Annotated in this window: 25 protein-coding genes and 1 pseudogene; 14 read left to right on the top strand and 12 right to left on the bottom strand. The window is 62.3% G+C overall.

Annotated elements, in window-relative coordinates:
- The first annotated feature begins 19 nt into the window (after positions 1–19).
- Positions 20–1,267, top strand: a complete 1,248-nt coding sequence (locus NKH90_RS16435; protein WP_352820078.1) for a cytochrome P450 — start codon at positions 20–22, stop codon at positions 1,265–1,267.
- 160 nt (positions 1,268–1,427) lie between these two features.
- Here the strand turns inward: NKH90_RS16435 and NKH90_RS16430 are convergent, their stop codons facing one another.
- Both NKH90_RS16430 and NKH90_RS16425 read right to left on the bottom strand, forming a co-directional pair.
- Complete coding sequence (locus NKH90_RS16430) at positions 1,428–2,342, bottom strand: LysR family transcriptional regulator (protein ID WP_352682001.1); 915 nt, start codon at positions 2,340–2,342, stop codon at positions 1,428–1,430.
- A gap of 127 nt (positions 2,343–2,469) precedes the next feature.
- The gene (locus NKH90_RS16425; RefSeq protein ID WP_352820077.1) at positions 2,470–2,703 is read right to left on the bottom strand and encodes a hypothetical protein; all 234 of its coding nucleotides are present in this window, start codon (positions 2,701–2,703) and stop codon (positions 2,470–2,472) included.
- A gap of 30 nt (positions 2,704–2,733) precedes the next feature.
- Between NKH90_RS16425 and NKH90_RS16420 the strand changes: the two genes are divergently transcribed.
- Positions 2,734–3,909: an LVIVD repeat-containing protein gene (locus NKH90_RS16420; protein ID WP_352820076.1), complete on the top strand. Its 1,176-nt coding sequence runs from the start codon at positions 2,734–2,736 to the stop codon at positions 3,907–3,909.
- 160 nt (positions 3,910–4,069) lie between these two features.
- On the opposite strand, the gene NKH90_RS16415 is transcribed toward NKH90_RS16420, so the two are convergent.
- The 5 genes from NKH90_RS16415 to NKH90_RS16395 form a co-directional block, all read right to left on the bottom strand.
- Complete coding sequence (locus NKH90_RS16415) at positions 4,070–4,420, bottom strand: cupin domain-containing protein (RefSeq protein WP_352820075.1); 351 nt, start codon at positions 4,418–4,420, stop codon at positions 4,070–4,072.
- A 5-nt stretch (positions 4,421–4,425) separates the two neighbouring features.
- A complete protein-coding gene (locus tag NKH90_RS16410) occupies positions 4,426–5,706 on the bottom strand; it encodes an O-acetylhomoserine aminocarboxypropyltransferase (RefSeq protein WP_352820074.1) in 1,281 nt (426 codons plus the stop codon).
- A gap of 152 nt (positions 5,707–5,858) precedes the next feature.
- Positions 5,859–6,380: a CoA-binding protein gene (locus tag NKH90_RS16405; protein ID WP_352820073.1), complete on the bottom strand. Its 522-nt coding sequence runs from the start codon at positions 6,378–6,380 to the stop codon at positions 5,859–5,861.
- A 76-nt stretch (positions 6,381–6,456) separates the two neighbouring features.
- A complete protein-coding gene (locus NKH90_RS16400; protein ID WP_352820072.1) occupies positions 6,457–6,879 on the bottom strand; it encodes a VOC family protein in 423 nt (140 codons plus the stop codon).
- A gap of 9 nt (positions 6,880–6,888) precedes the next feature.
- Positions 6,889–7,710, bottom strand: coding sequence for an enoyl-CoA hydratase (locus tag NKH90_RS16395; protein WP_352682011.1), 822 nt, complete (start codon positions 7,708–7,710; stop codon positions 6,889–6,891).
- Positions 7,711–7,860: 150 nt separating this feature from the next.
- Here NKH90_RS16395 and NKH90_RS16390 point away from each other — a divergent pair, with 150 nt between their 5' ends.
- From NKH90_RS16390 to NKH90_RS16375, 4 genes are all read left to right on the top strand, one after another.
- On the top strand, positions 7,861–8,325 hold the full coding sequence (locus NKH90_RS16390; RefSeq protein WP_352471978.1) for a PaaI family thioesterase: 465 nt from the start codon (positions 7,861–7,863) through the stop codon (positions 8,323–8,325).
- Positions 8,326–8,539: 214 nt separating this feature from the next.
- Positions 8,540–9,004, top strand: coding sequence for a 50S ribosomal protein L13 (rplM, locus tag NKH90_RS16385; RefSeq protein ID WP_023674645.1), 465 nt, complete (start codon positions 8,540–8,542; stop codon positions 9,002–9,004).
- A gap of 1 nt (position 9,005) precedes the next feature.
- Entirely contained in the window at positions 9,006–9,488 is a 483-nt protein-coding gene (gene rpsI / locus NKH90_RS16380; RefSeq protein ID WP_023674644.1) for a 30S ribosomal protein S9, read from the top strand.
- 223 nt (positions 9,489–9,711) lie between these two features.
- Positions 9,712–10,242 (top strand): hypothetical protein, encoded by a 531-nt coding sequence (locus tag NKH90_RS16375; RefSeq protein WP_352766872.1) that lies wholly within the window; start codon positions 9,712–9,714, stop codon positions 10,240–10,242.
- A gap of 87 nt (positions 10,243–10,329) precedes the next feature.
- Here the strand turns inward: NKH90_RS16375 and NKH90_RS16370 are convergent, their stop codons facing one another.
- The gene (locus NKH90_RS16370; RefSeq protein WP_352614137.1) at positions 10,330–11,238 is read right to left on the bottom strand and encodes a LysR family transcriptional regulator; all 909 of its coding nucleotides are present in this window, start codon (positions 11,236–11,238) and stop codon (positions 10,330–10,332) included.
- 94 nt (positions 11,239–11,332) lie between these two features.
- On the opposite strand from NKH90_RS16370, the gene NKH90_RS16365 reads away from it, so the two are divergent.
- Positions 11,333–12,211: an aldo/keto reductase family oxidoreductase gene (locus NKH90_RS16365; protein WP_352820071.1), complete on the top strand. Its 879-nt coding sequence runs from the start codon at positions 11,333–11,335 to the stop codon at positions 12,209–12,211.
- A 353-nt stretch (positions 12,212–12,564) separates the two neighbouring features.
- Here the strand turns inward: NKH90_RS16365 and NKH90_RS16360 are convergent, their stop codons facing one another.
- A complete protein-coding gene (locus NKH90_RS16360; protein WP_352820070.1) occupies positions 12,565–13,623 on the bottom strand; it encodes a glycerophosphodiester phosphodiesterase family protein in 1,059 nt (352 codons plus the stop codon).
- Positions 13,624–13,928: 305 nt separating this feature from the next.
- Here NKH90_RS16360 and speB point away from each other — a divergent pair, with 305 nt between their 5' ends.
- The 3 genes and pseudogenes from speB (at position 13,929) to NKH90_RS16345 (ending at position 16,731) form a co-directional block, all read left to right on the top strand.
- Positions 13,929–14,936, top strand: a complete 1,008-nt coding sequence (gene speB, locus NKH90_RS16355) for an agmatinase (RefSeq protein WP_352449331.1) — start codon at positions 13,929–13,931, stop codon at positions 14,934–14,936.
- Positions 14,937–14,965: 29 nt separating this feature from the next.
- The gene (gene argC, locus NKH90_RS16350) at positions 14,966–15,892 is read left to right on the top strand and encodes an N-acetyl-gamma-glutamyl-phosphate reductase (protein ID WP_352449330.1); all 927 of its coding nucleotides are present in this window, start codon (positions 14,966–14,968) and stop codon (positions 15,890–15,892) included.
- Positions 15,893–16,731, top strand: a pseudogene (locus NKH90_RS16345) (aminoglycoside phosphotransferase family protein).
- Here NKH90_RS16345 and NKH90_RS16340 read toward each other — a convergent pair.
- Positions 16,721–17,815, bottom strand: a complete 1,095-nt coding sequence (locus NKH90_RS16340) for a COX15/CtaA family protein (protein WP_352820069.1) — start codon at positions 17,813–17,815, stop codon at positions 16,721–16,723. The pseudogene NKH90_RS16345 and the gene NKH90_RS16340 sit on opposite strands and share 11 nt — an antisense overlap.
- A gap of 151 nt (positions 17,816–17,966) precedes the next feature.
- Between NKH90_RS16340 and NKH90_RS16335 the strand changes: the two genes are divergently transcribed.
- The gene (locus NKH90_RS16335) at positions 17,967–18,194 is read left to right on the top strand and encodes a DUF2842 domain-containing protein (protein WP_023674629.1); all 228 of its coding nucleotides are present in this window, start codon (positions 17,967–17,969) and stop codon (positions 18,192–18,194) included.
- On the opposite strand, the gene NKH90_RS16330 is transcribed toward NKH90_RS16335, so the two are convergent.
- Entirely contained in the window at positions 18,191–19,249 is a 1,059-nt protein-coding gene (locus tag NKH90_RS16330; protein ID WP_352501533.1) for a polysaccharide deacetylase family protein, read from the bottom strand. The genes NKH90_RS16335 and NKH90_RS16330 overlap by 4 nt on opposite strands.
- A 90-nt stretch (positions 19,250–19,339) precedes the next feature.
- On the opposite strand from NKH90_RS16330, the gene NKH90_RS16325 reads away from it, so the two are divergent.
- Positions 19,340–20,569, top strand: a complete 1,230-nt coding sequence (locus NKH90_RS16325; RefSeq protein WP_352820068.1) for a GNAT family N-acetyltransferase — start codon at positions 19,340–19,342, stop codon at positions 20,567–20,569.
- 23 nt (positions 20,570–20,592) lie between these two features.
- Here NKH90_RS16325 and NKH90_RS16320 read toward each other — a convergent pair whose 3' ends face one another.
- On the bottom strand, positions 20,593–22,842 hold the full coding sequence (locus NKH90_RS16320) for a GumC family protein (protein WP_352820067.1): 2,250 nt from the start codon (positions 22,840–22,842) through the stop codon (positions 20,593–20,595).
- A 255-nt stretch (positions 22,843–23,097) separates the two neighbouring features.
- Between NKH90_RS16320 and NKH90_RS16315 the strand changes: the two genes are divergently transcribed.
- Both NKH90_RS16315 and NKH90_RS16310 read left to right on the top strand, forming a co-directional pair.
- Entirely contained in the window at positions 23,098–23,661 is a 564-nt protein-coding gene (locus NKH90_RS16315; protein WP_023674625.1) for a polysaccharide biosynthesis/export family protein, read from the top strand.
- Between the two features lie 12 nt (positions 23,662–23,673).
- Positions 23,674–24,798 carry a glycosyltransferase family 4 protein gene (locus tag NKH90_RS16310; protein WP_352501530.1) on the top strand — a complete coding sequence of 375 codons (1,125 nt, stop codon included), beginning with the start codon at positions 23,674–23,676 and terminating at the stop codon, positions 24,796–24,798.
- The last annotated feature ends 103 nt before the right edge of the window (positions 24,799–24,901 follow it).

The following is a 24,901-nucleotide window of genomic DNA, read 5'->3' as shown; positions in this document are numbered from 1 at the left end:
GCCGCGCTAATGATCTGGCATGACCGAATTGAAGCCGCCCTACCTTGCTTTTGATCCAGCCACGCGCCGCCTGCGGCTCGATCCGCACGAGCCGGCGTTCTTCCAGAATCCGTACGAAGCCTACGCCTTCCTGCATGGCGCATCGAACGCCTTCTTCTGGGAGGAGTTTGGTTTCTGGTGCTTTGGCGGCTTCGACGACGTCAACCGGCTGCTGCGCGATCGCCGCTTCGGCCGGCAGAACCCGGCCGGCATTCCGGACAGCCGAGGCATCGGTCAGGACCGCACGCACCTCAGCGCGTTCGACGGCATCGAGGCCAATTCGATGCTGGAGCTGGAGCCGCCTGTCCACACACGGCTCAGAACGCTGGTCAACCGCGCCTTCGTCTCGCGCCAGGTCGAGCGGCTCAGGCCACGTGTCGAGGCGCTGGCCAACGAACTGATCGACCGTTTCGAACCAGGAGGAGTCGACCTGCTGCCGGCATTCGCAGCTCCCTTGCCGATCACCATCATTGCGGAAATGCTCGGCGTGCCGGTCGACATGGGGCCGCAGCTGCTCGACTGGTCGCATCGGATGGTCGCCATGTACATGCATGGCCGCACCCGCGGGACGGAGGACACGGCCAATCGCGCCGCGCGCGACTTTTCCGATTTTCTGCGCGGCTACGTCGCCGAGCGGCGAAAGAGGCCGGGCGCGGATCTTCTGTCGCTGCTGATTGCGGCACAGGAGGACGGCCAGAAACTGTCGGAGGACGAGCTGGTGTCCTCGGCCATCCTTTTGCTCAATGCCGGCCATGAAGCAACTGTCCACCAGACCGGCAATGCGGTGCGCTCGATCCTTGCGCAAGGCGGCGACCCGCGCCGCTTCTTCGCCTCACCGGAAGCAACAGCCGCGACGGTCGAAGAGTGCCTGCGCTTCGACGCGCCGCTACACATGTTCACGCGCTACGCCTATCAGGAGGTCGAGGCCGAGCCGGGGATCATCGTCCAGCCGGGCGAAACGATCGGTCTGCTGCTCGGCATGGCCAATCGCGACCCTACTGCGTTTGCCGAGCCCCTCGCCTTCAGGCCGGACCGCGCCGACCAGAAGAACGTATCGTTCGGCGCCGGCATCCATTTCTGCATCGGCGCGCCGCTCGCTCGGCTCGAATTGCAGGTGTCGCTGAAAACCTTGTTCGAACGCCTGCCGCGGCTCCAAATGGCCGAACAGCCGCGCTTCCGTGACACGTATCATTTCCACGGGCTGGAAACGCTTGCCGTCAGAATCTGAGGACGGCTTCCGACGACAGGCTTCGAAGCCGGCTCCGGCGAATTCCGGTCAAATAGGTAACATCTCAAGGCCGCGAGTGCCAAATAATCGCTGATTGAACGATGAAGCTACCGGAAGCAGGACCTCACACTAAAAATCCCGGATGCCTATAGAAATTCGGTCATGAAGCTTGAAGAGAGACGGGATTTGAATCTTTTTGCGTCGTCTCGCGGACGATGTCGAGGAAGGCCTTCAGCACCGGCGAGGGTTGTTCATGCCGGTAGATGATTGAAGTGTCGATAGACAAGGTTCGTCCCTGGATAGGGCGATAAACGACGCCGCTCCGGCGCAAATTTTGCAGACAGGCGGGCAGCAGCGAGACGCCCAGCCCGACGGATACAAGTCCGATGATTGTCTGCTTCGGCGTTGCTTCTCGAACGATCCTCGGGCTGAACCCGGATGAACGGCACAACCCGACGATCTCGTCATAGAGGGATGGATTGATGCTGCGCGGGAACTGAATCAACGCTTCGGAGGCCAAGTCGGCTAGCGCGACCTCTGCTTCCGAGGCCAGCCGATGCGTTTCCGGCAAGGCCACGATCAGGGGTTCGACCAGTATGCTTTCGACCTTCAATGCGTTGTGAACGACGGGAGGATGAACAAAACCGATATCGAGCTGGCGTTCGGCCACAGCCCTGACTTGATTGGGAATGCGCAGGTCGGTCAGGCTCAACTCGACCTCGGGATAGCGCTTGGTGAAGCGTTGGACGACAGAAGGCACCACGCTGTAGATAGCCGCGTCGATGAATCCGACAGCAAGATGGCCGGTTTCGCCACGATCGGCTTTGCGAGCAAGCTCCACCGCCTGCTCTGTCTGCTGAAGCACGGCCCTAACCTCATCAAGGAACACACGCCCCGCCGCAGTCAGTTCGACCTTGCGCTTGGTGCGCTCCAGCAAGCGCACACCCATCGCCTGTTCCAGTTGCTGGATCTGCTTTGTCAGGGGCGGCTGTGAGATATGCAAGCGCGCTGCCGCGCGCCCGAAATGCAGCTCTTCGGCGACGGCCATGAAGGACTGCATCAGCTTGTGGTTCATCTTCAGCCTTTAATTTCCCAAATAGAATTACCCATGGCTCAAACGATATTGGACGGAAAGTATCGGAATCTGCAAAATCCGGAAAGCTGCAAAATCCGGGAGACGCGCTTTGAAAAATTCCGAGATTTCACGCCGCCAGATGCTGAAAGTGCCGCTCATCGGCGCGACGATCGCCGCGACATCTCAATCCGGTCTTGTCTGCGAGGCCCTTGCCCAACCCGTTCCAGCTTCGTCGCCAGCGCCCCCTGGCGCTTTCGCCCACAATGTCGAAGCTGTGGGCTATACCGATCTCGATCATCGCCCAGCCTTCAAAATGGCGATCAGGCAGGTTGGCGAACGTTGGTATCTCTACACTGGGCACTTCTGGCACTCCGGCTGGAGCATCGTGGACGTGACCGACCCGGCCAAGCCCGAGACGGTCAAGTTCGTGCCCTATCTCGGCACGAATACTTGGACTCTACAAATAGATTTGTCCGGCGACACGATGGTGACCGCCCTCGAAAAGCCCTTTGCTAATTTCGGCGGTGACCCCGACGCACCGTTCGGCGAAGGCGTTCTGATCTGGGATATCGCGGACCCCATCAATCCGAAACAACTCAGTCACTACCGCACCGGCGGAAACGGCACGCATCGCAACCTCTATCCCGGTGGACGTTATGTCCACCTTGCCGCCGGCATGCCGGGTTACAGGGGCAACATCTACGTCATCCTCGATATTTCGGATCGCTCGAATCCGCGCGAAGCCGGACGCTGGTGGGTGCCGGGCCAGCACGAGGCCGGCGGCGAGAGCTTTGCGGCTGCGAAGCCCGCCGCCGACCAGGAGACCGCCGATCGCTACCGGTTGCGACTGAAGCCGCAATGCATGTGCGGCGCCTTCTGCGCCAGCACGGGCGAGGATGTCTCGCTGCACGGCCCGCCTTATGTCACTGGCGATCTTGTCTATTTGCCTTATGGTGCGGCGGGAATCGTTGTGCTCGATATTAGCGATGTCTCCCAGCCGAGGCAGGTCGGCGGCCTGAGCTTCAGCCCTCCGTTTCACTCGCGCTTCGGTGTGCATAGCGTGCTGCCGATTCCAGAGCGCGGCATTGCCTTCGCCAATTCGGAGAACGTCACCTATGGACTTGGTCCGATGCATCACGCTTCGATCGTCGATATTTCCGATTCCAGTGAACCCTTTCTGCTGTCGCTGTTGCCCGAACCAGTGCCACCCGAAGGCGCTCCCTATTCGGATTTCACAACTCGTGGCGGCTGGCGCGGACCGCACAACATCAACCACCACCAGCATCATCCCGATGTCCAGAAACAAGGCGATCTGTTCTATATCGCGCACTTCAACGCCGGGCTCAGGGTCTATGACGTCTCGAATACTCGGCTTCCGCGCGAGGTCGGCTACTTCATCCCGCCGGAGCCAGTCCGACGCTACGGCCCTATGCCGGAAGACAAGCTGGTTGTTCAGACCGAGGACGTGGTCGTGGACCGGCGCGGCTTCATTTACATAACTGACAAGAACCAGGGGCTCTGGATTCTCCGCTACACCGGCCCGCGGCCGGAAACGGATCGAACGTGACGGTCACATTCACCCTGAATGAAGCCTTAGTCGGAGCGCGGGAAGCGGAGGCAGTCATGATTTGCTGGGAAAGTTTCATGGCACCGCGGCATTATGAGCCGATACGGATTTTCCGACACGGACATCGATCGCCTTTTGTAAAGTCCGGCGCGATGCGAGATCAAAGCTTGATCACATACTCCTTGCGCGTCGTTTCAAGCACTTCCCAGCTTCCTCTAAAGCCCGGCCTGAGCACGAAACTGTCGCCTGCCCTGACGGTGCGCGCGTCGCCGCCGTCTTCGGCGATCACCGAAACCCCTGACAGGATGTGGCAGAACTCCCACTCATCATATTCGATGCGCCATTTGCCTGGCGTTGCTTCCCAGACGCCGGCATAGAGGCCGCCGTGCTGTTCCTCGACATTCCAGGTGCGGAATTTCGGATCGCCCGAAATCAGGCGATCCGGCGCTGGTGCGCCAAATTCCGGTTCGACGGCGTCGACGCCGACGGAAAGAAATTTCGGCGTGGCCATGGCGATCAAACCTTGGCGAGAGCCTGTTCCAGATCGGCGAGGATGTCGTTGACGTCCTCGATGCCGACCGAAAGCCTGACCGTGTCAGGCCCTGCCCCGGCGTTGATCTTCTGCTCGTCGGAAAGCTGGCGATGCGTGGTCGATGCCGGGTGGATGACCAGCGACTTGGTGTCGCCGACATTGGCCAGATGCGAGAACAGTTCGAGCGCCTCGACGAACTTGATGCCCGCCGCATAGCCGCCCTTCAGCCCGAATGTGAACACCGCGCCGGCGCCAAGCGGCGAGTACTTCTTCTGCAACGCGTTGTTCTTGTCGCTGGGCAGGCCGGGATAGGAAACCCAGGCGACCTTGGGATGGTTGGAAAGCCATCCGGCGACCGCCGCCGCATTGTCGCAGTGGCGCTGCATCCTGAGCGGCAAGGTTTCCAGACCGGTCAGGATAAGGAATGCGTTGAACGGCGAAATCGCCGCGCCGATGTCGCGCAGGCCGAGCACGCGAGCAGCGATGGCGAAGGCGAAATTGCCGAAGGTCTCGTGCAGGACGAGGCCGCCATATTCGGGGCGCGGCTCCGACAGCATCGGATACTTGCCCGACTTCGACCAATCGAACGTGCCGCCGTCGACAATGGCGCCGCCGATCGAATTGCCGTGACCGCCGATGAACTTGGTCAGCGAATGCACGACGATGTCGGCGCCATGCTCGATCGGCCGCAGCAGATAGGGCGAGGCCAGCGTGTTGTCGACGATCAGCGGCAGGCCGTGCTTGCGGGCGATGTCGCCGATCTTCTCGATATCGACGAAGACGCCGCCGGGATTGGCTAGGCTCTCGATGAAGATTGCCTTGGTCCTGTCGTCGATCTGGCTCTCGAAGGTCGAGATGTCATTGGTGTCGGCCCAGCGCACCTGCCAACCGAAATTCTTGAAGGCGTGGCCGAATTGGTTGATCGAGCCGCCGTAAAGCTTTGTCGCTGAAACGAAATTGTCGCCGGGCTGCATTAGATTGTGGAAGACCAGCACCTGCGCGGCATGGCCGGAGGCGACCGCAAGGCCTGCCGTGCCGCCTTCGAGTGCCGCGATGCGCTCTTCCAGCACCGCCTGCGTCGGGTTCATGATGCGGGTATAGATGTTGCCGAACGCCTTCAGCCCGAACAGCGAGGCGGCATGGTCGGCATCGTCGAAGACGAAGGAGGTGGTCTGGTAGATCGGCGTCGCGCGTGCGCCCGTCGCCGGATCCGGCTTGGCGCCGGCATGGACGGCGAGCGTATTGAAACCGGGCGTGCGGGCCATCGAAAAACCTCCCTCAATGGTGAATGGTGAATGGTGAATGGTGAATGGTGAATGGCAAAGTCGGCCAGCCCCACCCTGATTGCAAGCGGCTCATATGCCGCCTTGCCGGCCTTCCAGAAAAATCTTTCTATTCACCATTCTCTATTCACTACCTACTTCTGGCGAACGCCGAAACTCTGGAATCCCGGGCGCATCAGCGGCTTCTTCGAGGACAAGACGCCGGAATTGACGCCGGTCCAGCCGATCTCGCCGGACAGCTTGCCATATTCGATCTTGGGGCAACGGTTCATCACCACCTTGATGCCGACAGCCTCTGCGCGCGTCGCCGCCTCGTCATGGCGTATGCCAAGCTGCATCCAGATGACTTTCGGCAGCGGATCGAGCCGCAACACCTCGTCGACAATGCCCGGCACGGCAGCGGAAGCGCGAAACACGTCGACCATGTCGATTGGCTCTGGAACATCGGCCAGCCTGGCATAGGTCATCTGGCCCAGAATCGCCTTGCCGGCCTGGCCGGGATTGATCGGGAACACCGAAAACCCCTTGCCGAGCAGATATTTCAGCACGAAATAGCTCGGCCGCACATCGTTGGCCGACGCGCCGACCATGGCGATGGTCTTCACGGAATTGAGAATGCCGGCGATATAGGCGTTGTCGTAGGCGTCGTGGTTCATGCCTCGTCATACAGCGCTTCGGAGTGAGGTGCCAACAGCCGAGCAAGTGGCTTGCAATGGGCCAGGGAGAACGTCGTCAGCCCGGCAGCGAGATCGATCCGTCTTCCGCGATCGGAAAAGCCGGATTGTGCGCGACTTCCCAGACATGCCCGTCGGCATCGGCGAAATAGCCGTACCAGCCGCCCCAGAAGGCGCGCCCGGCCGGCTTGACGATCTTGCCGCCAGCCTTCTCAGCCGCCGCAAGCACTTCGTCGACCTCGGCGTCAGAGCGGGTGTTGTAGGCGAGGTAGACGGCCGACGGCGCCTTCGAGAAGCTGACGCCCGAATCCTCTTCGGCGCTTGGGCGCGGAAACAAGCCAAGAATGGCGCCGCCCATCTGGAAGAAGGCAACGCCGTCGGTGATCCCGGCATGGCGGGTCAGGCCCATCGCCTCATAGAAGCGCGTCGCACGGTCGAGATCGTCGGTGGCGATGGTGACGATGGAGATGCGCGGTTCCATATCCGCCTCCTACTCCTCCGGCCATTCCGGCTTGCGCTTGCCGATGAAGGCGCCAATGCCCTCTTCCGCATCGCGCGCCAGCATGTTCTCGACCATGACGCGCCCGGTGTAATCATAGGCCTCGGCCAGCCCCATTTCTGCCTGTTCGTAGAAGGCTTCCTTGCCGATCTTGACGACCAGAGAGGATTTGGACGCAATGGTTTGCGCGTATTTGGTGACAATCTGATTCAGATATTCGCGCGGCACGACGCGGTTGACCAAGCCGAATTCCTTGGCGGTTGCCGCATCGATCGTCTCGCCGGTCAAAAGCATCTCCATGGCGTGCTTGCGCGAAACGTTGCGCGACAGCGCCACCATCGGCGTCGAGCAGAACAGTCCGATATTGACGCCAGGCGTGCAGAAGGTCGCCTCGTGCGAGGCGATGGCGAGATCGCAGCTGGCGACCAACTGCAATCCGGCCGCCGTCGCCAGACCGTCGACTTCGGCGATCACCGGCTTAGGATGGCGAACGATCGCCTGCATCAGCGCGGCGCAGGCGGAAAACGTCTTTTCGAAGAAGCCCCTGCCGCGATCGGCATCGGCGCGGTGCGCGCTCAACTCCTTGAGGTCGTGCCCGGCGCAGAACACTTTGCCGGTCGCCCCAAGGACGATGACGCGGACGGATTTGTCGGCCTTGGCGCGGTCGAGTTCCGCCGTCAGCGCCGCCATCACTGCAAGCGAAAGAGCATTGGCCGGCGGATTGGCGAGCGTCAGGCGCAGCGCGCCGTTGTCCAGCCTGGAGACGACCGGCCCTTCGGCAACGGCAGGCTTGATGGCGACGATTTCGGCCATAGGTCGTTCCTCCCGGATCGATGATGGACTAATCTAGTATGCCGTCTCGCTTCGTCCAACTCCCTCGTCCGCTTCTGCCATAATGAATGGGCTGTTGCCAGAAACGCCACGTCGCGTTCATACATGCAGGGCGCAAACCGGGAGACTGAAATGCCCGCCCACAGCAATCTCAAGCCGGTGCTGACGGCTGCCGAAATAAACGCGCTGATGGCGACCATTTTCCCGCAGCTCAACGACCAGTTCACCTTCTACGAGGCGTTGGAGGTGTTTCCAGGCGGCTGTGTCGTGCGGCTCAACGCCGACGAGCGCCATTTGCGTCCCGGCGGCACCGTGTCGGGTTCGGCGCTGTTCACGCTGGCCGACATAGGCGGCTATGTCTGCGTGCTCTCGCATGCCGGACCGGATGCGCTTTCGGTCACCACCAGTCTCAACATCAATTTCGTCCGCAAGGCCGAGGCCGGGCCGATCGACGGCCATTGCCGCATCCTCAAGCTCGGCAAGAGCCTGATGGTGTTCGATATCGACATCGTCGCCGGCCCGGAGGGACACACGGTAGCGCACGCAACGGGCACCTATTCGATCCCGCCAAAGCGGATTGACGGTGTGGTAAAATAATACCTTTCATCCAAGGCATTGTTTTTGCTGGATTTTGATAGCTCGCCGACATTTCACGCGCCTTGACGCAGTCGCCGTCCTCTCCTATAAGCCCTCACGGAACAGCGGCCCGCAAAGGCCGCCGTTTTGTTATTGGCGGCGGGCAAGCGCCTTTCGCCAATCCAAGCAACAAGAAACGCCTTCTTTTGAAGGTCCTAACCGAAAGCAACAATCCATGGCAACCTTTTCGCAGAAGCCTGCGGATGTGGTGAAGAAGTGGGTGCTGATCGACGCCGAGGGTCTCGTCGTCGGCCGTCTCGCCACTGTCATCGCCAATCATCTTCGCGGCAAACACAAGCCCACCTTCACCCCGCACGTCGACGACGGCGACAACGTCATCGTCATCAATGCCGACAAGGTGGTGTTCACCGGCAAGAAGTTCACCGACAAGGTCTATTACTGGCACACCGGCCACCCCGGCGGCGTCAAGGAGCGCACCGCGCGCCAGCTGCTCGAGGGTCGTTTCCCCGAGCGTGTCGTCGAGAAGGCCGTCGAACGCATGATCCCGCGTGGCCCGCTCGGCCGTCGCCAGATGAAGAACCTCCGCGTCTATGCAGGCACGGAACATCCGCATGTCGCCCAGCAGCCCGTCGTCCTCGACGTGGCCAAGCTGAACGCCAAGAACAAGAAGGTTTCGTAAGATGGCTGAGCTTTCCTCGCTCGCAGAACTCGGAGCTGCCACCGGCAATACCAACACCCAGCCGGCCGCACCCGTCCACGTCCAGAAACTCGATAAGTCGGGCCGCGCCTACGCCACCGGCAAGCGCAAGAACGCCATCGCCCGCGTCTGGGTGAAGCCCGGCTCCGGCAAGATCGTCGTCAACGACAAGGTGTTCGCCGAATATTTCGCGCGTCCGGTGCTGCAGATGATCCTCAACCAGCCGATTATCGCCGCCAATCGCGCCGGCCAGTACGACATCGTTGCCACCGTCATCGGCGGCGGCCTTTCCGGCCAGGCGGGTGCCGTGCGCCACGGCATCTCCAAGGCGCTGACCTATTACGAGCCGGCGCTGCGCGCCGTGCTCAAGAAGGGCGGCTTCCTGACCCGCGACAGCCGCGTCGTCGAGCGCAAGAAGTACGGCAAGGCGAAGGCCCGCCGCTCCTTCCAGTTCTCGAAGCGTTAAACAGAGACCTGTTTTCTATCGATTTTTTCAGAGGGGCTGCGTATTCGCAGCCCCTTTTCTTTGTCGACATAGCAATCCCGCATCTTCAGGTGACCCAACATAATATTAGTAGTATCTTAATTACAGGCGCGTTCCAGATCCCAGGCCAGCAGCCAACTCCACAGAGCGGGAGCTGTGCACGTTGCGACGCGCCGGTAACCCGACGCTCGCGAAGGAGGAGGCAATGCGCATCCATTCCAGCAGTGTGTTTCTGGCAGCTGTCGCCGCCACTTGGGCATTCGCCGCGCCTGCGGCCGACAAAAGCGACGAGCAGCTGATCGATAATGCGATTACAGCGGCACCGGCGGCTGTCGGCAAAAACGCCGCCGTCGTGAATTGGGAGATGAAAACGTTGAGGAAGGGCACCAACGGTTTCACTTGCATCCCGGACGACCCGAGCACTCCCGCCGACGACCCAATGTGCACGGATGAGAACGGGATGGCGTGGATGCACGCGATCATGTCCAAGAAGGAGCCGCCTGCAGGGAAAGTTGCTTTCGCCTACATGCTAAAAGGAGGCGATGCGGCCAGCAATACCGACCCCTTTGCAACCAAGCCGCCGGAGGGAGCCGAATGGCTGCATGATGGTCCGCACGTGATGGTCATGAACGCACCAGACATGATGGCCTTGTATCCCCACGAGCCGAACCCCACACAACCATACGTCATGTTCCCCGACACGCCCTACGCGCACCTGATGATTCCAGTCAAATAGATCAAGCAAGACCTGCCGCGAAGCGTAGTGGCGGGTCACCTGAGGGAAGGGAGCCGCGCTTATTTTCGGGCGCGGCTCTCCCGGGTGTCAGGGCTGGCCGGCGGACGCCTTGATGAAGTCAATGAACGCCCGCAACGGCGCCGGCACGAGGCGCCGTCCGGGATAGTAAAGGAACGGCCCGGAGAAGCTCTGCCACCAGGGTTCAAGCAGCGGTTCGAGCGCTCCGCTCTCGAAGTGAGGACGTAGCCAATCCTCGAACAGGCTGATGATGCCGGTGCCGGCGATGGCTGCATCGACTTTGAGGTCAGTCGCCCCGCCCAGGGTCACGAGAAGCGGCCCCGTCGGGTCGACCCGCACCACCTCGCCGTCGCGCTCGAATTCCCACGGCGGCATCGCACGGCTGGCAAAGCGGCCGCGCAGGCAGGCGTGGCCGAGCAGGTCGCGCGGGTGTTGCGGCCGGCCATGACGATCCAGGTAGGCCGGGCTGGCGGCGGTGGCGAAGCGCTGCACACGCGGTCCGATCGGCACAGCGATCATGTCCTGCTCCAGCCGCTCCTCATAGCGAATGCCGGCGTCGCACCCCGCCGCCAGCACATCGACGAAGCTCTCCTCCGAGATCACCTCCAACCGGATGCCTGGATAGGCGGCGAGAAAAGGCGGAACGATGCTGGGCAGTACCAGCCGCGCCGCGCTGACCGGCACATTGAGGCGCAACGTACCTGCCGGCCTGTCGCGAAAGCCGTTCACTACGTCGAGAGCCGACTCCACCTCGGTCAAGGCAGGACCGAGCCGCGCCAGCAGGCCTTCGCCGGCTTCCGTCAGGACAACGCTGCGGGTCGTCCGGTTGAGCAGCCTGACACCGAGCTGCGTCTCCAGGCGCCGCACCGCCTCGCTCAAGCCGGACGCACTGCCGCCGCTGGCGCGTGCCGCATCCCGAAAACCTTTGGCGCGCGCTACGGCCACGAAGGCGTTCAGGTCCCCGAGATCAATCTGCATTGTTCGTCATTCCGCACAGCCCGTGCGAATTGTAGCCAATTATCATGAGATCGGACAGCGTCTATCTGTGCACCGTTCCTGAAGGAGAAAGACCATGTCCAGCGTCAACCATTCCGGCACATTCATCCTCGGCGACCGTAAGGTGAGACGGCTCGGCTACGGCGCCATGCAGCTCGCAGGGCCAGGCGTCTTCGGCCCACCAAAGGACCACGACGCGGCATTGGCCGTACTGCGCGAAGCCGTTGCACAAGGCGTCAACCACATCGACACCAGCGACTTCTATGGCCCGCAGGTGACCAACCTGTTGATCCGCGAAGCGCTCGCACCCTATCCCGACGACCTCGTTATTGTCACCAAGATCGGTGCCCGACGCGGCACGGATGGCTCGTGGCTGCCGGCTTTCTCGGCAGAAGAGCTGACACAGGCGGTGCACGACAATCTGCACAATCTCGGACTCGACGTGCTGGAGGTGGTCAACCTTCGGGTCATGTTCGACGCGCATGGCCCCGCCGAAGGGTCGATCGAGGCGCCGCTTGCGACGCTTGCCGAGCTCCAGCGACAGGGCCTCGTGCGCCACATCGGGCTGAGCAACGTCACCGCCGCACAGATCGCCGAAGGCCGCCGGATTTGCAGGATCGTCTGCGTGCAGAACCAGTACAATCTGGCGCATCGGGGCGATGATGCCTTGATCGACGATCTGGCCCGCGACCGCACCGCCTATGTGCCGTTCTTCCCGCTTGGCGGCTTCAACCCGTTGCAGTCGTCGACCTTGTCCAAGGTCGCGGCACGCCTCGGCGCCACGCCCATGCAGGTCGCGCTCGCCTGGCTGCTTCGCCGCGCGCCCAACATTCTTCTGATTCCCGGCACGTCTTCCGTCGCGCATCTGCGGGAGAACCTCGCCGCTGCCGACCTCGAACTGTCGGACGATGTCATCAAGGAGCTGGATGGTGTGGCAATGGCGGCCTGCGGGTAGATTGCCGAAGGCAGTGATGAGCCAATCTCCCCCAAGTGGGTTCCCTTGCGGGGGAGATTGCCGGCAGGACAGCGAAGGCGCGACCTTGCAGGCGGAACCCCCGAGGCGCTGAAGGATCGTCGCATTTTTCTGCTACTACGCCACATTTTGTTCTTGCTTTGTGCCGGCAGCTATGCTACTAATCTGGGTATGGTGCTAATTGGCTCCAGCGACCCGCCCACGGAGGCGGGTTTTCTGTTTCTGGGTTCCTTCGAAAGTTTGGCGCTGCCGGCCTGGGGTCGGCGGGACAGCGCCCTTCTGCCCTGCCGGGCATCGTCACCACAAGAGGGAGATCCAATTCTCGCCGCGCCGGTCTAGTTGATGCTGGCCGTGTTGGCCGGCTCGGCCGGGCGCTTCTCACCGGCATAGGGCACGCGAAAACCGTTCGCCGCCAGCCAACTGATGGCGGCCTTCGGTTCGTCGGTCTGGATGATGGTGGCGCCGCGCTCGACCCAGAAGCCATAAGTCTCGCGCGGCAGGCTGGCCGCAACCGCCAGCTCGTCGCCGCGACCGCCGGCGAGGAAGCCTCCCGGCTTGTTGACGATGGCATAGGTGTCGGCCCAGATGTGCCAGTCGCCCCTCACCGCCAGCGCGCGCATGCGCGGGCTGAACAGCGGGCCGCCGGTCTCGGTCAGTGTCTCTGATCCCATGCGCCAGTTGATCATCTCGACCGCGCGCATCGGGAAGGCCCGGCCCACTTTCTCGGCAAACATGGCGTCGCGAACCGCGTCATCGGCGATAATCGGCATGAACTGGAAGCCGCTGCCGATCGCGTCCATGGCGGCCTTGACACTGGCAATCCGCTCCACATTCCACAGGTTCTCCTTGACGATCACCTGTTCGGCCATGCCGAGGTCGCGCGCAACCGCGACCATGCCGACGAGGCTTTCGGTGTCGAGCTTGTTGTCGAGATTGATGAGGATCCTGTCCCTGGTCGTCATCAACATCTCGCGCAACGTCGAGACCGTCTCGCCCGTAACGGCGCCGGTGCCTTCGATCACCAAACGGCACGTCTTGAGTTCGGCCATCGTGCGGTTGACCACCTCACCCTTGCAATTCGTCGTGCGGTCGAGCCAACTGTCATGCATGACGACGAACTGTCCGTCCTTCGAGCGCCTTATATCGACCTCGACGATTTCGGCGCCCATTGCGATCGACGCCTCGGCGGCGGCGATCGAATTTTCGGGATAGAGCGTCTTGCCGGATTGCATGCCGCCGGCGCGGTGCGCGGCCACTATCACATGGTCGCGCCATTGGTTGGCGTGCTCGAAGCGGTCGAGAATCTGCCTGGCGCGCGTTTCGCCTGCCGATGCCTGGCCAAGGGAGAGCGCCAGCGCCGCGGAAAATAGAAGGCTCAGCCAAATCGTTCGCATGAGACAGGTCATTCGCACGAGAATCGCTCCGTACCGGGATCGCACCCCGGTTAAGCGATGCCCGTGACAGGCAGGTGAACGAAGCCGGCTTGCAAAATGCCGGAAAATCAGGTCAGCGCCGGCCGAAGCAGTCTTCGGCGGCTACTTTCGGTTGCTTGCCAGGCAATCTCATGGCGAGCCATGCCGGGTTCGCCTGGCGAGCAAGGATTTGTGACCGGATCGAATGGCCATGATCCTCCGCAGGGGTCGCAATTCTGAGAATTATGTCCAATAAGGTTGCGCGTCGACGCACAGGAGATCGCTTCATGCCGCCAAGGACCATCGATCATGCCTTCACCACCCGCTCCAGGACGGGTGCGTCGTTCGAGCCGACCTATGCCGGCGCCCTGTCGTTCATGCGGCGCAAATATTCGAAGGACGTGAAGGACGCCGATGCGGTGGTGTGGGGCATTCCCTTCGACGCTGCGGTCACCAATCGGCCGGGCGCCCGTTTCGGGCCGCAGGCAATCCGCCGCGCCTCGGCCATCCTCGACAACGACCCGCAATATCCGTTTTCGCGCGATCTGTTCGAACAGCTTGCCGTGGTCGATTATGGCGACTGCCTGCTCGACAGCGGCAATCACCAGAAGACGCCTGCCACGATCGAACGCGAAGCGGCGAAGATCCTGAAATCCGGCGCCTTTCTGCTGTCACTCGGTGGCGATCACTTCGTCACCTGGCCGTTGCTCAAGGCGCATGCCGCCATCCATGGCCCGCTGGCTCTGGTGCAGTTCGACGCACACCAGGACACCTGGCCCGACGACGGCAAGCGCATCGATCACGGCTCCTTCGTCGGCCGTGCAGTCAAGGAGGGCATCATCGACCCCGACCGGTCGATCCAGATCGGCATCCGCACCCACGCGCCCGACACGTTCGGCATCAAGATCCTGTATGGCCATGAAGTGGAGGAAATGCGTGCGTCGGACATCGCCTATGCCATCGTCGACCGTACGGGCGGCAAGAAGACCTACGTCACTTTCGATATCGATTGCCTGGACCCGGCTTTTGCGCCCGGCACCGGAACGCCGGTCGCGGGAGGCCCGTCTTCGGCAAAGATCCTGTCGGTGCTGCGCCAGATCAATCAGCTCGATATCGTCGGCGCCGACGTCGTCGAGGTTGCGCCAGCCTATGATCACGCCGATATAACGGCAATTGCCGGGTCGATGGTGGCCATGCACTATCTCGGGCTGTTGGCGGAACGAAAGGCCCGACTCGAAGAAATGAACCAGGGCAATCATGGCGTTGCCGGATTGAACCAGGCAAGCGGCATATAGCTTTGAGATAACAGGAATTTTGGCAAGCAATGAAACCGAAAATCTTCATCGACGGCGAGCACGGCACCACCGGTCTGCAGATAAGGGCGCTGCTTGCCGAGCGTGGCGACCTGGAAATCATCTCCATCCCGACCGAGCGCCGCAAGGAAACGGCAGCGCGCGCCGAGTTCCTCAATGCCGCCGATGTCGCGATTCTCTGCCTACCGGACGCGGCCGCCAAGGAAAGCGTTTCGCTGATCGCCAATGACACCACCAAAGTGATCGACGCCTCGACGGCGCATCGTGTCGCCGATGGGTGGGAATATGGTTTCGCCGAAATGGACAAGGACCAGGCGAAGAAGATCGCTTCGGCGAAGCGCGTCGCCAATCCGGGCTGCTGGCCGCAAGGACCAATCGCGACGCTGCGGCCGCTGGTTGCGGCGGGGCTGCTGCCGGCCGATTTTCCGGTCACCGTCAACGGCATTTCCGGCTATTCCGGCGGCGGCCGGCCGATGATCGAGGATTATGTCGGCAAGGGCGAGGATGCGCCGGAATTCCTGCCCTACGGGCTGACGCTGCAGCACAAGCACGTGCCTGAGCTTAGGACCTATGCTAAGCTTTCGCACGATCCAATCATGCAGCCGGCGGTCGGCAATTTCGCGCAAGGCATGATCACGGTGGTGCCGCTGCAACTCGGCGGCCTCGACCATGTGCCGACCGGCGCCGAGCTTCACGCGGCGATCGCCGATCATTTCGCTTCCATCGATGGCGGCGTGGTCGAGGTGGCGCCGTATCTGCATCAGGAACGCATGCCTGACATCGATCCGGAGATCTATAATGGCACCAACCGGATGAAGCTCTACGTCTTCGCCAATGACGATCGAGCGCAGGCGCTGCTGCTTGCGGTCTATGACAATCTCGGCAAGGGCGCCTCGGGCGCCGCCGTGCAGAACATGGATCTGATGCTCGGCCTCTAAATGGATGTGCCGGCATTTCCAAAGCGCTGGAAGGTCGGCGCGCCCGAACTCATCGCCGAAACGTTCAGCAGCCGCATCTGGAAGGTCGCGCGCGAGGACGGCTCGCCGGCAATCGTCAAGGATCTAAAGCCTTTCGACGATGTCGAGGACGAGTTGCGTGGCGAGCATTTCCTCGCCTGGCGACGCGGCGAAGGCGCGGTGCGGCTGCTGGGCCGCGATGGCCACCGCATGCTGCTCGAGTATGCCGGCGAAACCTCGCTGTCATAGATGATTGCGGATCAGGGCGACAATGCCGCCACCGCGATCGCGGCGGAGGTAATGGCCAAGCTGTTCTCGCCGTCGAAGCACCCTGCTCCACCGGACCTTCAGCCGTTGCGGACCCGGTTTTCCAGCCTGTTCAAAAAGGCGAAGGCCGATCGCGCCGCCGGCGAAAAGAGCCTGTATGTCGAAGCTGCCGAAATCGCGGAACGGCTGTTGTCCAATCCGCACGACGTACGGCCGCTGCATGGCGACCTGCATCACGACAACATCATGCACGGTCCGCGCGGCTGGCTGGCGATCGATCCAAGGGCGTTCTCGGCGACCCCGGCTTCGATGCCGCCAATGTGTTCTACAACCCACTCGACCGAGACGATCTTTGCCTCGATCCGCGGCGGATCGCGCATATGGCGCATGTCTTTGCAGCAACGCTCGGCCAGTCGCCGCCCGCGATACTGGACCACGCCATCGCCTATGGCTGCCTGTCGGCTGCATGGCACCATGAAGATCGCAATGCGGTCGACGAAAACCGCGAACTGGCGATTGCCGCGGCAATCCGGCGGGTGCGGCTCAGCCTCTGAGAGCGATCTCGTGGGGCAGCGGGTAAGCGCCCTTGGTACCGCGCCAATGCGCGGCGGCGAAGCCCAGCAGAAACAGCGCGAATGCCTGATGCGTCAGGGCCATGTGCAGAGGCACCTGCATCAATAGCGTGCCGATGCCGATCGACGCCTGCACCACGACAATCAGGAACAGCAGCGTCGCGCGTCGGGCATGCGTCGTGCCCGGCAGGCGCTGGCGTGTCGCAATCATGTGCCAGAGCGCGACCGCGAAGATCGTGTAGGCGCCGACCCGGTGGACGAATTGCACCGTCTTCGGGTTTTCGAAGAAATTGCGCCATGCCGGCTCCAGCAGCAGCAGGTCGCCGGGGACCAGCTTGCCGTCCATCAGCGGCCAGGTGTTGTAGCTCAAGCCGGCGTCTAGCCCTGCGACCAGCCCGCCGAGATAGATCTGGACCAGCGCCAGCAGCACCAGGAAGCCGGCCAGACGCTGTGTCGAGCGGTTGGCGGCCGGTTCGGAGTGTGGGGCCAATCCGCGCGCGACCACCATGGTCGCCGTGAAGATCAGCGCCGCCAGCGTCAGATGCGTCGCCAGCCGGTATTGGCTGACCGAAACCCGGTCAACCAACCCGGACGCCACCATCCACCAGCCTATCGCGCCCTGCAGGGCGCCGAGAAGGAGGATGCCCGACAATTTCGTTCCGAGCCCGCGCTCGATGCGGCGCGTCGCCCAGAAGAACAGCAGCGGCAGGGCGAAGACCACGCCGACACTACGCGCCAGGATGCGGTGCACCCATTCCCACCAGAAGATCGATTTGAACGCCTCGATGCTCATGCCGTTGTTGAGTTCGGCATATTGCGGGATCTGCTGGTAGCGCAGGAACTCCTCCTGCCACTCGGCATCATTGAGCGGCGGGATGACGCCGTGTATCGGCTGCCATTCGGTGATCGACAGGCCGGAATTGGTGAGCCTTGTAGCGCCGCCAACCAGTACCAGCGCAAACAGCACCAGGAGCACGACATAGAGCCAACCGCGTACCAGCGCGCGGTTGCGAAGGTCAAGATCGCGGGCGGCGAAAGGCGCGGCATCGGATATGGCAGCAGCCATGGATTTGTCCCGGCAGTTGAAGTCGCGGATTGGTGAACCATCGCAACCCGGCTTGCAAGACCGGACAGCGCGGCACGCCGTCGCGCCGTTTCTGGCGGGTTGCGCGTATTGGCTGTTCGGCCTAAGCGATAGCGATCAACGAGATCGCGCCATGCCCATTCGCCTGAAAAAGCTGATCGGAAGCTTCCTGCTGGTAGTGCTGGTCATAGTCTATGCGCTGGTCGCCTCGATCGTGGCGGTCGCCCAATTGTCGCAGTCCGGGCCGCTGGCGCACTTCATTTTCTTCCTGCTCAGCGGGCTTTTGTGGGTGCTGCCGGCGATGGGCATCATCAAATGGCTGATCCTGGAGCCGCGACCGAAGGGGCGAGGCAACAGTTAGATCGTCACCACCGTCTTGCCGGCATTGGCCAGCGGCGTCGTCACGCCCGACAACATTGTTCGGATGTGGGCGACGCTCTGATAGCGGCCATTGACCGAAATGCGCGGCAGGGCGTGCAGGAAGCCGGCATGCTCGGCGCGGAGTATGCCGTGGCGGGTCGTCACCGCCGAGGCGTATCCGGCATCGCGGACTAGGCCTACTTCGCGGCGGCCGACGGCACTGGCATAACCGTAGGGATAGGCGAAATGGCGCGGCTCCTCGCCGAGTTTGGCCTGCAATATGCGCTTGACGTCGCCGATCTCATGTCTCGCATCGCTCTCGGAAAGCCGCTTCAGATTGCAGTGATTGACGCTATGTGCGCCGATCGTCACCAGCGGGTGCCCGGCCATGGTGCGGATCTCGTCCCAGTTCATCAGCGTGCTCGGGCGCGGACCACCCAACTCGATGCCGTTCGAGCGCGCCAGATCCCGCAACACCGCACGCTGGTCCTGCTCGCGCACCTTCAGCGTCAGATGAGCGTGCAGGCGCGCATTGGCCTGGACCTTTTTTCCCGGACTCGAGCAGTCGATTGTCACCGGGCCATCCGGCGTCGTCAGCGTCAGGCGATCGCGCGCATTGACGATGTCCTCGACCACGTCCCACCACAAATCGGCAGCGCCGTCGATCAGTCCCGGCGCGACGTAGATGGTGATCGGCGCGCCGTGCTTCTCCAGCACCGGCAGCGCCTCGGTCATGTTGTCTCGATAGGCGTCGTCGGCGGTGATCGTCGCAAACTGGCCGTCCTTGTCGCTGGCCTTGATGCGCTCGATCGCCTCGTCAAGCGTGACGAAACTGTAGCCGTTCGCCTTCATGTCGGCGATCACGATATCGAGAAACCCGGGCGCGATGTTCAAGTGGCGGTTGACGCCGTTCGGCTTTTCCGGTGTCGCGGTAACCCGATGCAGCATCAGGATGGCGCCAAGGCCGCCGATAAACGGCTTGGCCAGCGGCGCGAGACCGGAATAGCGGGCGAGATTGAGCGCCAGTTTGCGGATTGCCTCGCCCCCGTCGATCATTCATTCACCTTTTGCGCCTAAGCTCATCAAGCATGGAATGCGCCTGCGCGGGACCCCCAATCGCGACGAATACGCCCTAAGGATTGAGGTATGGTTGACGCCACCGCGTCATTTGACGGCAATCGGCTGGCAAGCAGCGAGGCGTCGCCGTGTGCCTTGCCGGCCGGCAAAGCCGGCCTGTCAACCTCGGTCGCCGATAGTGCGGCGTTGGCGGCGTACGCAGAATTCTGCCATTCCGCGCTTTTTGCCCCTGCGCAAAGCGCAGGCTGGATCCTGAACTGGGCCGCACATACCGGCGCCGACGTTGTCGTTGCGACGCTGCGCGCCGAGGACAGGCCGGTTTTCTCACTGGCGCTGGAGGTCACTCGCAGTGGAGCGTTCCGCGTCGCCCGGTTCATGGGCGGCCGCCATGCAAACGGCAATTTTGCCGCCGCCGACTCCCAATGGCTGGCGAATGCCGATAGCGCGGCGATCCGCTCGATGCTGGCTGCGATTGCCAAGGCGCGGCGCGACATCGATCTTGTTGCGCTGGAGCGGCTGCTGCCCGATCTCGACGGCGTTGCCAACCCGCTCTCCGCCTTGCCGCATTTTTCGAGCCCCAATCTGTCGCTGGCCGCCGGTCTTGTGGGAGGATTTGACGCACTGCTCACCCGCGTGAGCGGCAAGCGCAGGCGCAAGAAGCATCGCTCGCAGGCGCGCAAGTTCGAGGCCGTCGGCAGCTATCGTCGCATCGAGGCGAGGACTGCGGACGAGGTGCACATGCTGCTCGATGCCTTTTTTGAGATGAAGGAATTCCGCTTCCGCAAGATGGGCATCGCCAATGTTTTCGGTGAGGCGGAGGTGCGCGCTTTTTTCCGCTCGCTGTTTGCCGACGCGCTTCAAGAGGAAGATCCGTCCTTCGTCCTGCATGGGCTGGAAGTCGCCGGCAAACTTCGTGCCGTCACCGGGTCGAGCCGCTCGGGCAAGCGGCTGATCTGCGAATTCGGGGCGATCGCCGAGGACGACCTCGCACACACCAGCCCGGGCGACTTCCTGTTCTTCGAGAACATCCAGGAAGCCTGCGAGGCGGGTTTCGAAATCTATGATTTCTCGGTTGGCGACGAACCCTACAAGCGATTGTGGTGCGATGTCGAAACGCAGCATTTCGAGGTGCTGGTTCCGCTGACGCCGAAAGGTCGTGCGCTGGCGCTGGCGCTCAGGCAGGGCGCAAGCCTGAAGGCATTCATCAAGCACAGCCCAATGGTCTGGAAGCTGACCAAGCTGCTGCGCCGCAAAGCCGTGGGGCGGACAGCACCGGCCGCAGGCGAAGACGACAGCTGATTTCGATTTGAGAGAAAACTGCCTCAGGCGGCCGAGCGCCGTCCCGGCATTGGGCCCGGCGCCACATGGCCGATGGGCGTGACCAGCGTCAGGTCGGGATAGCCACTCTCGATGAGCGCGACCGCGGCCTGCGTCACCTCGTCGTCCGGTTCAAGCATGGAGAGCAAAACCTCGGTCCCCTCGCCCACCAGGCGGCTGATGCCTTGCGCGTCAGCCGGTCCGCATTCGACCACGACCAAATCATAGGCGGTGGTCAGCGACTGCATGATGATCGGCAGCCGGTCGGCGGCGCGCATGGCGCGAACCGGATCGGCTGTGCCGACGGGAATAACGTGGCAGTCCGAATAGAGATCGGGGTGGATCACATCGCTGAACTGCGCTTGCGAGGCGAGCAGATCGGTGATGCCCGGAAACAGCCCGCTGTCCAGCATCGGCCGCGAGGCAGCACCCGAAGCGGTGAGATCAAGCAGCAGCACGCGTAGCCCGGCGTCGGAGACTGCGCGCGCCACCAGCACTGCCGAGGCAGCCGCCTCGTCGCCTTCCGGCGAGACGAATATGGCGCGGGCGGCACCGGTGGCGATCAGTTTTTCCGCGGCCTTGTCGATGTCGACCTCGCCGAGGATAGAACGTGCCGGTTCAATGTCTCCAGCAGCCATTTCAGAGTACTCCGGTTCGATTTTCTCGGCAGCCGCTTCCGCCACCGCGACGGGTTCCGACTCCACTTTGCTTTCAATGATATTGTCGTCGTCGGCCTCATCGATCTCAACGACTGCCGGTTCAGACCGGCCAACCGACGGGTCGGGCTCGGCCATCACGCGTTCGGCCTGGACAGCCGGCATCGCAACCTGCTCGATGCGCTCGAAATGGGCACCGGCGGCCGGACGCATGGCGCGGCCGGAAAACAGTTCCTGCAGCAGCGTGACGATCGCCATGATGAGCAACGAGCCGACAAAGGCCGCACTGACAATCGGACCAATCTTGGGGAAATAAGGTTCGGCCGGCACCTGGGCCTCCGAAAATACGCGAGCGTCGACGGGCAGATAGTTGCGATCCTTGCGTGCGGCCGCCTGGAGATAGCTGGATGAATAGAGATCGAGCTGCTGACGCTTGGTCGCGGCATCACGCTGAAGCGCATCGAGTTCCACCTGCTCTTCGCCGGCGCGGGCGGACGCCGCCTTCAGCGTGTTGACGTCTGCCACGAGTTGAGCCTCTCGCGCCTTCGCCGTCTCGGCCTGCGCCATCAGACCTTTCATGATCTTTTCCGCTTCGTTGCGGATCTGGCGGTCGAGATCCGCGAGCTGCGACTTCAGCGCGCGGATGCGCGGATGGTTGTCGAGCAAGGTGGTGGAAAGGTCGGCGATGTTGTTCTTGAGTTCGACTTGCCGCTCGCGCAGGCGCTGGATCAGTTCGGAAGACAACACCTCCGGAACGGCATCCAGCGAGCCGCCATTGCGCAACGCCCTGCGCACGCTGTCGGCGGTCGCTTCCGCCGAAGCGCGATTGGCGCGCACGCGTGACAGTTCGCTCGACAATTCGGACAGCTGCTGGGTGGCAAGCACCGAATTGTTGCCGCCCATCAAAAGATCGGACTGCGCACGGAATGCGGCAACCTTGGCTTCCGCCTCCTTCACCCGGTTCTGCAGATCCGCGATTTCCGGCGCCAGAAAGTCGGTGGCGGCGGAATTCGATTCGAGCTTGGCATTGCCCTTGGAGGCGATATAGGCGTTTGCAATGGCGTTCGGGATCGCGGCGGCAAGCTTTGGATCCTCTGACGAGAACTCGATTGCGATCGCGCGGGTTTTTTCAACGCCATAGACGTTGAGCTTCTCATGCATTGCGTCCAGCACGCGCTCTTCCAGCGGAATCTCGAACGGATCGCTTTTCAAGCCAACAAGGACAAGGGCGCGGCTCAGCGCCGACATCTTCAGCGCCTCGTCGAATTCGGGCAATTTCGCCAGGTTGAGCTTCGCCGCCACCTGCTTGAGGATGTCGGGGGACGAGATGATCTGGACCTCGGTGGCCACAGCCTCTTCGTCGGGAATCGACCGCTCGTTGCCGTTGGCCCCGGCTGGCCGCGTGAACTCCGATTCTCGAGGCCCGATCTCCAGCTTGGCTGCCGCCTTGTATTCGGGCGTTGCAAGCCAGGCGAGCGCAAAGGCCAGACCGGTTACAACCAGTGCGACGACAAGGATGCGCAGCCAGTTTCGCGCCAGGCTGGCGAAAAGCTGCCTGAGATCGACGTCGACATCTGCGGCCGCGGATTGAACGGACATGCATCTCTGCTCCGGTACTGAGTCAGCATGCACCGTAAACAACTATGGTAACTCAGCCGTTAATATCGCGGTAAGAACCTGTCAGGCTCTACTAACAAGCCGCAAACAAGAGGCTGAAAACCATCTGCATTCGTCGATCCGGCCCGCATCGGCCGCGCGCCTTTACCGGCCATTAACCCTAACAGGATGATAACCGAGCTCGATCGTTAAGGTTTGCCGCAGAGTCGCCGGCTATTCAAAGGTACGTGTCCGCTCATGAAAAGCACTGCTCCCCTTTTCCGCGCGCTGCTTGCCGTATCGATGCTTTCGGGCTGCTCCAGCTACCGGCCGACGCCGGCTGCATTCCATGAAGTTCTCGACCAGCCCTATCGCCTCGGCGCCGGTGACCGCGTCCGCGTAACCGTGTTCGAGCAGGAAGGACTGACCAATACCTACAGCGTCGACCAGTCCGGCTATCTCTCGCTGCCGCTCGTCGGCAACGTGCCGGCGCGCGGCCACACCGCCCAACAGCTTGAAAGCGAGATCGCCGAGAAACTGCGCCAGGGTTATTTGCGGGATCCCGATGTTTCGGTAGAAATCGATCGCTACCGGCCGATCTTCGTCATGGGTGAAGTGGGTGCGGCCGGGCAGTATTCCTACGTTCCAGGCCTGACCGTGCAGAAAGCCGTCGCCATCGCCGGCGGGTTCACGCCACGCGCCAACCAGGAAAGCGTCGACATTACCCGCGACATCAACGGCAAGGTGATAACCGGACGCGTGGTGACCTCCGACCCGCTGCTGCCCGGCGATACAGTCTATGTTCGCGAACGCCTGTTTTGATGTGCTGACAAAGTGGCGGACACACTCAGGATCGTCCACTGCTTTCGCTCACCGGTCGGAGGCATCTTCCGGCATGTGCGCGACCTGACCGAGGCTCAGGTCGCCGCCGGCCATGCCGTCGGCATCGTCTGCGATTCGACGACGGGCGGCGATTTCGAGGAACGGCTGTTCGAACAGATGAAAGGCAGCCTGGCACTCGGCATTCACCGCACCCCGATGCAGCGGCATGTCGGGCCAGGCGATCTCGCCTCGGCCCGGCGCACCTACAGGATCATAAAAGAATTGCGGCCGGACGTGCTGCACGGGCATGGCGCCAAAGGTGGCGCCTATGCCCGTCTGTTCGGCTCATTGTTGCGGGTATCCAGGTCGCGCGTAGCCCGCCTTTATTCGCCGCATGGCGGCTCGCTTCACTATGACGAGACCACCGCCATGGGGAAGTTGTTCTTCGCGCTCGAGCGCTTCATGGCTCGCTTCACCGATTGCCTGCTGTTTGTTTCCGATTATGAGCGGCGGACCTATCGCAGGAAGGTCGGCGAGCCGCCCATTCCGAACGCTCTCGTCCACAACGGCCTGCGCGCCGCCGAGTTCGAGCCGGTGCGGACCGAGCACAATGCGGTTGACCTCCTCTATATCGGCATGATGCGAGACCTCAAAGGCCCGGACATCTTCATCGATGCGCTGGGGCTAGCCGCGACACGGCTCGGCCGCCCATTGAAAGCGCTGATGGTCGGCGACGGCGACGACCTGCCGCGCTATCGCGCCCAGGTAGATCAGCTCGGCCTCGAGGTCAGCTTCCTGGCGCCGATGCCGGCCAGGCTCGCCTTCAGGCTGGCCGAACTGGTCGTCGTTCCCTCGCGCGCGGAAGCCATGCCCTATATAGTTCTGGAAGCGCTCGCCGCCGGCAAGCCGATCATCGCGACGGCGGTCGGCGGCATACCGGAAATCTTCGACACCGGCTCGCCTGTCCTGATCCGGCCCGACCCGCGCGAACTTGGCGACAAGATAAGCGCCGCATTGGCCGATCTCGACACCTACAAAGGCCTGATGCCCGGCCTCGCCGACCTCAAGGCACGCTTCGGCGCCGATGTAATGGCCGCCGAAATCGAAAAGGCCTATTTCGCCGCGCTCAAAAAATAGAACAACGGGTTTCCACCGGGCTGCTCCTGGTGAAAGCGTCTCCAAAGCCATCCGTTGTTTCAAGGGTTTCTTAGCTCTCTTTTGCTATTCACCTGAGGGAAAC

Origin of the sequence: Mesorhizobium sp. M0898 (assembly GCF_040319695.1) — a bacterium.
Classification (GTDB): Bacteria; Pseudomonadota; Alphaproteobacteria; order Rhizobiales; family Rhizobiaceae; genus Mesorhizobium.
Note: the sequence above shows the minus strand (reverse complement) of the source record. Positions and strands in the feature narration are given on the sequence as shown.